Origin of the sequence: Azospirillum sp. TSO35-2 (assembly GCF_003116095.1) — a bacterium.
Lineage (GTDB): Bacteria > Pseudomonadota > Alphaproteobacteria > Azospirillales > Azospirillaceae > Azospirillum.
This window is the reverse complement of record NZ_LGRA01000008.1, coordinates 1,137,728-1,138,274: the sequence shown is the minus strand read 5'-3', so window position 1 is coordinate 1,138,274 and position 547 is coordinate 1,137,728. Positions and strand designations below refer to the sequence as shown.

Annotated in this window: 1 pseudogene; it reads right to left on the bottom strand. The window is 66.0% G+C overall.

The window, feature by feature from the left end:
- Positions 1–51: 51 nt before the first annotated feature.
- Positions 52–547 (bottom strand): annotated as a pseudogene (sucC, locus tag TSO352_RS06665) (succinate--CoA ligase subunit beta); the annotation flags it as partial.

Below are 547 nucleotides of genomic sequence, written 5' to 3'. Positions count from 1 at the left end.
GTGAAGCCCTGGCAGATCACCTTCGTGTTCTTATCGACGAGAACAGCCATTTCACGCGGCCTCCTTCACGGCGGCGACGATCTTCCGGGCGGCATCGTCGAGGTTGTCGGCGGACACGATGGGCAGGCCGGAGTCGGCGAGGATGGTCTTGCCGAGCGCGACGTTGGTGCCCTCCAGGCGCACGACCAGCGGGACATGCAGCTTGACCTCGCGGGCCGCAGCGACGACGCCCTCGGCGATCACGTCGCAGCGCATGATGCCGCCGAAGATGTTGACCAGGATGCCCTGGACGTTGCTGTCCGACAGGATCAGCTTGAAGGCCGCGGTGACGCGCTCCTTGGTGGCGCCGCCGCCGACGTCGAGGAAGTTGGCCGGCTCGCCGCCGTACAGCTTGATGATGTCCATCGTGGCCATCGCCAGGCCGGCGCCGTTGACCATGCAGCCGATGTTGCCGTCGAGCTTGACGTAGTTCAGGCTGTGCTTGGCCGCCTCGATCTCCGCCGGGTCTTCCTCGGCCTCGTCGCGCAGCTCTTCGACGTCCTTGTGA